This is a genomic window from Nocardioides sp. (assembly GCF_031422975.1).
Classification (GTDB): domain Bacteria; phylum Actinomycetota; class Actinomycetes; order Propionibacteriales; family Nocardioidaceae; genus Nocardioides.
In genome coordinates, this window is record NZ_JANPEO010000030.1 from 1 (window position 1) to 8,947 (window position 8,947).

The 8,947-nt window shown below is 70.4% G+C and carries 10 protein-coding genes; 5 read left to right on the top strand and 5 right to left on the bottom strand.

Features of this window, described 5'->3' with window-relative positions:
- The 3 genes from RMO85_RS00965 to RMO85_RS00975 form a co-directional block, all read left to right on the top strand.
- Positions 1 to 542: TCP-1/cpn60 chaperonin family protein (locus RMO85_RS00965; protein ID WP_310525880.1), on the top strand; the 542-nt coding region annotated here is incomplete at its 5' end.
- 9 nt (positions 543 to 551) lie between these two features.
- Complete coding sequence (locus tag RMO85_RS00970; RefSeq protein ID WP_310525881.1) at positions 552 to 1,178, top strand: hypothetical protein; 627 nt, start codon at positions 552 to 554, stop codon at positions 1,176 to 1,178.
- 77 nt (positions 1,179 to 1,255) lie between these two features.
- Complete coding sequence (locus RMO85_RS00975) at positions 1,256 to 2,443, top strand: Nramp family divalent metal transporter (protein WP_310525892.1); 1,188 nt, start codon at positions 1,256 to 1,258, stop codon at positions 2,441 to 2,443.
- Positions 2,444 to 2,460: 17 nt separating this feature from the next.
- Here the strand turns inward: RMO85_RS00975 and RMO85_RS00980 are convergent, their stop codons facing one another.
- The 5 genes from RMO85_RS00980 to RMO85_RS01000 form a co-directional block, all read right to left on the bottom strand.
- On the bottom strand, positions 2,461 to 2,811 hold the full coding sequence (locus tag RMO85_RS00980) for a hypothetical protein (protein ID WP_310525882.1): 351 nt from the start codon (positions 2,809 to 2,811) through the stop codon (positions 2,461 to 2,463).
- Positions 2,812 to 2,889: 78 nt separating this feature from the next.
- Positions 2,890 to 3,906, bottom strand: coding sequence for a hypothetical protein (locus RMO85_RS00985; protein WP_310525884.1), 1,017 nt, complete (start codon positions 3,904 to 3,906; stop codon positions 2,890 to 2,892).
- Positions 3,907 to 3,909: 3 nt separating this feature from the next.
- Positions 3,910 to 4,842 (bottom strand): 2,3,4,5-tetrahydropyridine-2,6-dicarboxylate N-succinyltransferase, encoded by a 933-nt coding sequence (dapD, locus tag RMO85_RS00990; protein ID WP_310525885.1) that lies wholly within the window; start codon positions 4,840 to 4,842, stop codon positions 3,910 to 3,912.
- Positions 4,843 to 4,900: 58 nt separating this feature from the next.
- On the bottom strand, positions 4,901 to 5,908 hold the full coding sequence (locus RMO85_RS00995; protein WP_310525887.1) for a hypothetical protein: 1,008 nt from the start codon (positions 5,906 to 5,908) through the stop codon (positions 4,901 to 4,903).
- A complete protein-coding gene (locus tag RMO85_RS01000) occupies positions 5,905 to 6,453 on the bottom strand; it encodes a DinB family protein (protein ID WP_310525889.1) in 549 nt (182 codons plus the stop codon). The genes RMO85_RS00995 and RMO85_RS01000 overlap by 4 nt, the downstream gene beginning before the upstream one ends.
- A gap of 255 nt (positions 6,454 to 6,708) precedes the next feature.
- Here RMO85_RS01000 and RMO85_RS01005 point away from each other — a divergent pair, with 255 nt between their 5' ends.
- Positions 6,709 to 7,746 carry a hypothetical protein gene (locus RMO85_RS01005; RefSeq protein ID WP_310525890.1) on the top strand — a complete coding sequence of 346 codons (1,038 nt, stop codon included), beginning with the start codon at positions 6,709 to 6,711 and terminating at the stop codon, positions 7,744 to 7,746.
- 341 nt (positions 7,747 to 8,087) lie between these two features.
- Positions 8,088 to 8,947, top strand: an 860-nt coding sequence (locus RMO85_RS01010; RefSeq protein ID WP_310525891.1) for a class I tRNA ligase family protein, incomplete at its 3' end; no start/stop codon positions are given.

An 8,947-nucleotide genomic window follows, 5' to 3' on the forward strand; every position in this document is an offset into this window, starting at 1 on the left:
CCAACGCCGAGCTGGCCGAGCTCCAGCATCGCGTCGAGGACGCCCTGTCGGCGACCCGGGCGGCCATGGCCGAGGGGATCGTGGCCGGTGGCGGAGTGGCCCTGATGCACGCGGCACCGGCGCTGGATGAGCTGAACGTCAAGGATGACTACGCCACGGGGGTGGCCATCGTGCGTCGGGCGCTCACCGAGCCGTGCTATCTCATCGCCGCCAATGCCGGCTACCCCGGCCACGAGGTGGTTTCCGAGGTGGCGAAGCTGGCGGTCGACGAGGGATTCGACGCCCTCGAGGGCCGCTACGGAAACATGATCGAGATGGGCATCATCGACCCGCTCCGGGTGACCCGATCGGCTCTGCAGAACGGAGCCTCGGTCGCCGGGCTGCTGCTCACCACCAACACGCTGATCGCCGAGGAACAGACACCGTGGGGCGGCAGCCGGGCGCTGATGACCGAGTTCGGGGAGCTCGACGGAGGTCTGCACCAGCCGTCGCCGGACTCGAGCACGCCGCAGTCGCTCGGGCTCGGGCCGTCGGTCGGGTGACCGCAGCCGATGTCATCGAACGGAGCACCGCCGACATCCTCCGCGCCTTCCGCGCCGCCTCCCGTCGTACGCCGCCTGGAGGGCGCCGAAGCGCAGGTCCTGACCGAGCTCGCGGGCACCTTCGAGGACCTGCAGATGGTGCTGCTGTGCTGTGAGCGACTGGTCGCCGCCCTGGCGGCACAGCACGACGAAGTCGTCGTCGAGGCACTCTGGACCACGGCGATGCTCAGTTATGCACGCGCCTTCGCGCCCGGCACGGGTTCCGCGCTGACCGAGGAAGACCTCGCAGCGACGAACCTGGAGGGCGACCTCGTGGAGTGGCACCACATGCTGATGCGGCTGCGCGATCACCACGCGGACCCGGTGATCAACCCCCGCGAGATCTTCTCCGTCGGCGTCGCCCAGGACGCGCAAGGGGCCGCCAACGGGGTGGCGATCACCTCCGCCCGGCAACCCGTGGTCGACGACCTCACCGTGCGCCAGACGGGCGCGATCGCCTACGCCCTGAGTCAGCTGGTCAACGACCGCATCGAAGCGCAGCAGAAGGAGGTCCTGGCGCGGCTCGAGGGCACCACGCGAGCCGAGCTGGACAAGCTCGTCCGGCTTGACGTCATCGACCCCACAGCCGGCCCGTAGCACCACGTCGAGCAGGAGGCCAGGCCATCTTCCAGGAAAAGAAGCGCTTCGTCGGCGTCGCCTACGTCCGGGGGCCACTGCCACTCCTGGGCCCCGCCTTCGTCGCGGCCGTTGCCTACATCGACCCCGGGAACTTCGCCACCAACATCACCGCCGGCTCACGGTTCGGCTATCTCCTGATCTGGGTCCTCGTGGTGAGCAACCTGATGGCCATGCTGATCCAGTACCTCTCGGCCAAGGCCGGCATCGCCACCGGCCGGAGCCTGCCGGAGCTGTGCCGCGACCACTTCCCGCGGCCGGTCACCCGCGGGCTGTGGGCCCAGGCGGAGCTGGTGGCGATCGCGACGGACCTGGCCGAGGTGCTGGGTGGCGCGATCGCGCTGCACCTCCTGTTCGACCTCCCGCTGCTCACCGGCGGCGTGATCACCGCCGTGGTCGCGTTCGGGCTGCTCGGCCTGCAGAGCCGCGGTGCCCGTCCCTTCGAAGTGGCCATCACCGGGTTGCTGCTCGTCGTGCTCATCGGCTTCCTCTACAACCTGCTCCTGGGAGGGGTGGACCCGGGCGCGGCAGCGACGGGGCTCGTGCCCCGCTTCGAGGGCACCGAGACCGTGCTTCTCGCCACCGGGATGCTCGGCGCGACCGTCATGCCGCACGTCATCTACCTGCACGGAGCGCTCACGCAGAGTCGCTACGCGCGTGACACCGAGGAGCAGCGGTTGGGCCTCCTGCGCAGCCAGCGCGTCGACGTGGTCTCGGCGATGAGCCTGGCGGGACTGATCAACCTGGCCATGCTGGTGGTCGCGGCCCAGGCGCTTGCGACACTGCCGCAGCCTGTGGACACGATCGAGGAGGCACACGCCGGTCTCGCCGCTACCCTCGGGCCCAGCGCCGCACTGCTGTTCGCGCTGGCCCTGCTGGCCTCCGGCTTTGCCGCCTCAGGTGTTGGGACCTACGCCGGCCAGGTGGTGATGCAGGGCTTCCTGCGTCGACGGATACCCCTCGTGCTACGCCGCCTCGTGACGCTGGCGCCGGCCCTCGTCGTGATCGCAGCGGGGGTCGACCCGACCCGGGCCCTGGTCATCTCCCAGGTGGTCCTGTCGTTCGGTATCCCGTTCGCCCTCATCCCGCTCGTCCTGCTGACGGCGCGACGAGACGTGATGGGTGCGCTGGTCAACCGACGGCTCACCACGTGTGTCGCGGCCGTCGTGGCCGCGGTCATCTGTGCCCTCAACGTCACCCTGATCGGGTTGACGTTGGCAGGCTGAGCCCCAGCACGGGGTGGTCAGTCCAACGAGTCGCGCTGGCCCCACTGCGCCTCGATCGAGGCGCGGGGCCGCATGAGGTGCGGGCCGCTGTCATGCCGGTCGGTCCCCGCGGCCGGCATGGGGTGGGCGCCGGACTCGACCTCGTCGCGGCTCTCGAACGCCTCGGTCTGCCGCACCAGCACCACATCGATGCGCTCGACGCGGATCATCGCCAGACCACCGTCGTGGCAGTGCAGGACGACACCATGACCGTCGACCGCGCTGACGTCACCGTGGAGCCAGTGGCCGTCGACGAGCACCTCGACGGGGATCTCGTTGTCGTGGGCCCGAGTCAGCGACGTGCCGATGGTGTAGATCGTCGAACTCATCATGCTGCAGGCTAGGCGCCACCACGGGTCAACCTCCCTCCATCGGCCGCGCACTTACCCGATTGGGGGGTGGCCGGTCTAGTCGGAGACGTCGACGTGCACGTGGTCCCGGTGCTCGAGGATCGCCCTGTCTCCGCCCGACGACGCAGGCACGTCGTAGTTGGTCCAGCCGTCGCCCGAACGCGAGCCGGCGTGCCAGATCCGGTCGTCGAAGATGAGGGTGTTGATCGAGAGGCGGTCCGCCTGCGCAATCAGGTAGGTCGCGATCGCCCAGCCGCGCTTGCGGTTGTCAGCGTTGATCGGACGCACGAAGATGTCGATCGCGCGGCCCTCGTAGTGCGCCGAGCCCTTCATGTGACCCGTGGACACGCCACCCGGCTCGAAGCCGCCCAGGGACAGGGTGCCGAACACCGACTCCACCTCCTCGCGCACAATCGCAGCGCGCTCGACCAGTCCGTCGTCGTCGAGCCGGTCGCTCGCCGCGACGGCGTCGCCGGGCGTCTCGCACCAGAAGGCCCGCGGACTGTTTCCGGTGAACGCGGAGGCGAGGGCTCGGGCATCGGCCTCATGGTCGGCGTACGCCTCCGGGTAGGCGGATCGCTGCACGGCCTGGGCGGCCTCGGTGATCTCCATCGTCTCGTAGCCGTCGATCTTGACGAGGGCGTCGTAGAACGCGTGCGTGGCATGGACGGGATCGAGGATCTCCTCGACGGTGCCCCAGCCCTGTGAGGGCCGCTGCTGGAACAGCCCGACCGAGTCACGGTCGCCGTGCTCGATGTTGAGGATCTTCGATTCCTGGTAGGCGGTGGCGAGCGCGATGCTCGCGGCGCGGGCGGGGAGTCCTCGCTGGATGGAGATGCCCGCGATCAGGGCCGCGTTCTCGGCCTGCTCCTGCGTCAGTTCGACGGTGAGCCCGCTGACCTCTGCGGTGCAGCCACCGGACGGCATCAACGGGCCGACGCCCCGGTCGACCAGGACGCCCACGCCCACGAAGACCAGCACGCCGGCGGCGCCCAGGGCGACGGCCTTGCCGAGGCCGGTCAGGCGAGGTGTGCGGGTCGGTCGTGTCCGGCCCGCTGGGACCTGTCTACCCATGGCTCAGTCGTTGGCGTGCAGGGCGGCGTTGAGGGCGATGCCCTCGCCCTTCCACGGCACGGCCTCGATGGCGCCGCTCACCGAGTTGCGACGGAAGAGCACGTTGCTGGCACCGGACAGCTCGAGCGCCTTGACGACCTTGCCGCCGTCCGCCGGGAGCGTGACCTTGGTGCCGGCCGTGACGTAGCAGCCCGCCTCGACGACGCAGTCGTCGCCGAGCGATATGCCGATGCCGGCGTTGGCGCCGAGCAGGCACCGTTCGCCGATGGAGATGGTCTGCTTGCCGCCGCCCGAGAGGGTGCCCATGATCGAGGCGCCACCGCCCACGTCCGACCCGTCGCCGACCAGCACGCCCGCGGAGATACGGCCCTCGATCATGGAGGCGCCGAGCGTGCCGGCATTGAAGTTGACGAAGCCCTCGTGCATGACGGTCGTGCCCTCGGCCAGGTGGGCGCCGAGGCGGACGCGGTCGGCATCGGCGATCCGGACGCCGGTGGGCAGGACGTAGTCCACCAGGCGCGGGAACTTGTCGACGCCGAAGACGGTGACGTGCTGCCCGGCTCCGCGCAGACGGGCCCGGGTGTCCTCGAAGCCCTCGACCGCGCAGGGCCCGGCGCTCGTCCACACGACGTTGGCCAGCAGCCCGAAGACGCCGTCCATCGAGATGGTGTGGGGCCGCACGAGACGCGTGGACAACAAGTGCAGGCGCAGCCACACATCGGCGGCGTCGGCCGGCGCTGCGTCCAGATCGGCGATCTCCACGAGTCGCACCTCGCGGCGTACGCCGCACAGCTCGTCCTCGCCCGCCAGCGCGGTCAGCGACTCGGGAGCCGCGCTGCCGTCGTGCTCGCCCAGGGCGGGGGCGGGGAACCACACGTCCAGGACGGTGTCGTTGGCGTCGAGAGTGGCAAGGCCGTAGCCGCTGGCATGGGTCACGCGCCAAGCCTACGGAGGGTGGCGTCAGCCCTCGTGCTCGGTCGGTCGCGGCAAAGCCTCATCGCAGGACGGAGTCGGTGAACGCCGGCCGACCACGGCCGAGGAAGAAGATGCCCGGGAAGTTCTCGAAGCCGAGGCTCGGGTTGCGCTTCAACACGGAGGAGTCGATCGACAGCGTCCCCGTGCGGTCGTTGCTGACGAAGAAGATCGCGCCGCCGCCCTCGTTGGCGCGGTTGCGGATCACCGTGGTGCCGGCCAGCCGGATGTGGAAGGTGTTGCCGTCGGCGTAGATCGCGCCCCCGCTGCCGCCGCCGGGCGTGCCGGAGCTTGCGGGGTTGGCGCCGCGCCCGATCGCGCGGTTGCCGGAGAACATGCTGTCGACGATGTCCCACGACACCCCGATCGAGGACAGCGCGCCGCCGTTGCTGCAGACGCCCCCGGTGAAGGTGCTGCCGCGGACGGTCACTGGGCGATCGCGGTACTGGTCGAGCACGCGCACGGCCGCGCCACCGACGTCAGGCCCGGTCGGCGCGCACCGGTTGTCGACGAAGTGGCTGTTCACGATCCGCAGCCGTCCGCCGCGCACGGAGATCGCGCCGCCGCTGCCGGCCTCGAGGTCGGGGGAGGTGGCGTTGCCGTCGCGCAGGGTGAGGTGCCTGATCACCAAGCGCGGCGTCGCCTGGTCGTCGCAGTGGTCGGTCGTCCAGATCAGCGTCTCGTCGCAGGTGTCCTGGCGCAGGATCCGTCGCTGGCCGCCGCCGCTGAGGGTCACCAGGCCACCGCCGTCGATCACGACGCGCTCGCTCGTGTTGAGCACCTCGGCGGTCTGCTGCATGACTATGACGACCGGGTCGGGGCCGCAGTCGAAGCGGATCACGCCGCCGCGGCGTACGGCACGCACGACGGCTGCGGACGTGCAGCTCGTCGCCGTACCGTCCCCGATGGTCTGCACGTGCGCTGCGACCCTCGGTGTGGTCGGGGCCGGCGTCGCGGCCCCGGTGGGCGTCGAGGTGGGTGTCGCCAGGGCGAGCACGGCGAACCCGGCGACCGCAGTCAAGCGCGTCATTGGCCCGCGCGGCCGTCAATGCACTCGCGGATCAGGTCCGCGTGACCGCAGTGCCGCGCATACTCCTCGACCATGTGCACGATGATGTCGCGCACCTCGGTGGGGTCGCCGTGCACGTCGACGACGGCGTCGAGGTCGGTCTGGCGGAGAACGTCGCGGGCGTGGACCACCTCGGCGCGCCAGAGCTCCCACGCCTCGGCGACCAGCGCCTCGTCGGGCTCGCCCGGCCAGTTGAAGCCGGCATCCGACCCTTCCTCCTGGAACAGTCGCGCGATGTCCATCTGGTCCTCGATCACCCGCCGGAACCAGCTCTGCTCGACGCGCGCCATGTGCCGCACCAGCCCGAGCAGCGACATGTTGGACGGCGGCACCGAGCGGGTGCCGAGCTGGGTGGGCGTCAGCTCCTGGCACTTCAGCTCGAGGGTGGTGCGATACACCTCGAGGTAACCCACGAGGGTGTCGCGTTCACCGCGCGTCGCGCCGGCCTCGGCCCGGGGGTCCTGATCCTGCGGGAGCCACATGCCGTCATACCCGGGGTTCGCCATGGACCCAGCCAATCGTCTCCGGGCGCGGACGGCAAACGCAGTCGCCCGCTGTCGGGGGCGGAGGCGCAGTCGCCCTTCGAGAGCCCGGCCGGATCGACCGCCGTAACCGGTGGTCCAGTGGCCGCGCCGGGGTAGTCCAGTGCCAACGGGCTGGTCCGTGAGCGTTTCCACGACCGTTTGCCCCTGGACTACCGAGGAGGAAGTTCGCCCTGTGGACAACCGCTGAGGGCACCCGGATCGGGGAAGCGTGCCCGCATGTTCGAGCCACAGCCCTTCCACGAGCGCCGCCCGGGCCTCGTCCACCCTGTTCGCCTCGACCCGACGGGGGCGGCCGGTCCGACACGCGGGCAGGCTCGCGGGCCGAAGTGGCGGACCACGAGCTACGGCCTTCGCGTGCCGGCCGGCGTCGAACTGACCCCGGAGCAGCGGACCGTCGAGGCCGCAGGGGTCCTGCGCGAGGGCGAAGCGGTGACGGGGTGGGCAGCCCTGCGCTGGGAGGGCAGCGTCTGGTTCGACGGTACGGCGGACGGCACCGAGCCCCGCGACGTGCCGCTCGTCGTCAGCCGGCACTTGGCGCCGCAGCCCGGGCTACGGCTGAGCCAGGAGTTCCTGGCGCCGTACGACATTGCCGCTGTGGACGGGCTTGCGATCACGAGCCGGGTGCGGTCCGTCGTCTTCGAGATGAGGTACGCCGCATCGCTGGGCCGAGCGGTCGAAGCGCTGGACATGGCCTGCTACTCCGACCTGGTCAGCCTCGCCGAGGTCGGTGCCCACGCCGCCGCCCTGGGGCCGGTGACGGGGATCCAGCAGGCTCGTGACGCGCTGGCTGAGGGCGAGGAGAACGCTTGGTCGCCCCGGGAGACGGCGATGCGGGGCGTCTGGACCAGGAGGGCGGGGCTTGCGCGACCGCTCTGCAACGTGCCGGTGTTCAGCCTCGAGGGCGTTCACGTCGGCACGGCCGACCTGATCGACCCGGTGCTGGGACTGGTGGGGGAGTACAACGGGGCGCTCCACGTGTCCGGGAGTTCGATGGCCAAGGACCTCAGGAGGGAGGCTGCCTTCCGCGATCTCGGACTGGAGACGGTCACCATGGTGGCGGCCGACTGGGGCGACCTCGACGACTTCACCAGCCGGCTGTTGGCTGCCCGCGGGCGCGCCCTCGCGCGCACGGGCGCTCCACGGTGGACCGTCGAGGTCCCCGCATGGTGGACGCCGACCACGACCGTCGCGCAGCGGCGCGCGCTCGCCGCCTGGCAGCAGGAGAGGTTCCTGCGCTATCGGCGGGCCGCCTGAGGGGTGCGGCGATGTAGTCCAGTGGCTACGGGCTGTCTCGCGGCCCGTTCGGCGACCTTCTGCCGCTGGACTACCGCGAGGGCGGCCAACTGATTGGCGCCGCGTCGTCGCGTCGCCGTACGATCGCGCCACAGGCGTCTGAGCCGTCATCAGCGGTGAGCCTCCGGAGGAACAGCCCCTCGCACGCCGGCGGGGAGCCCAGTAGAACCGGACGGGTGGCCCGTCACAGCCATGATTCTTGAGCGGGTGCGCCGCAGGGCGTACCAAGCGAGGTGGTACCGCGGCGAACAGTCGTCCTCGTGCAGCAGTCCGAGCCGACGACGATGCGCAGGAGCCACCCCATGACCTACCCGAAGGTCTCGCACACCAACGCGACCACCGTCTCGAGCCAGCCGGGGTTCCCCGCGCTCGAGGAGGCCGTGCTGTCCTACTGGGACGCCGACGGCACCTTCCAGGCGAGCATCGACCAGCGCGACGCCGAGGTCGACGGTGAGTTCGTCTTCTACGACGGCCCGCCCTTCGCCAACGGGCTGCCGCACTACGGCCACCTGCTCACCGGCTACGTCAAGGACCTGATCCCGCGCTACCAGACGATGCGCGGCAAGCGTGTCGAGCGCCGGTTCGGCTGGGACACCCACGGCCTGCCCGCCGAGCTGGAGGCGATGCGCCAGCTCGGCCTGAAGACCACCGACGAGATCCACGAGCTCGGCGTCGAGAAGTTCAACGAGGCCTGCCGCGAGTCGGTGCTGAAGTACACCGGCGAGTGGCGCGACTACGTCACCCGCCAGGCGCGCTGGGTCGACTTCGAGAACGACTACAAGACGATGAACCCCGACTTCATGGAGTCGGTGATGTGGGCGTTCAAGCAGCTGCACGAGAAGGGCCTCATCTACGAGGGCTTCCGCGTGCTGCCCTACTGCTGGAACGACGAGACCCCGCTGTCCAACCACGAGCTGCGCATGGACGACGACGTCTACAAGATGCGCCAGGACCCGGCGGTGACCGTCGGCTGCAAGCTCGAGACGGGCGAGATCGCGCTCGTGTGGACCACGACGCCGTGGACCCTGCCGAGCAACCTCGCGATCATGGTCCACCCCGACATCGAGTACGTCGTGGTGCGGTCGTCGACGCCGACCGGCACCGCCGAGCGCTACATCATCGGCGCTGAGCGGCTGGCGGCGTACAGCAAGGAGCTGCTCGA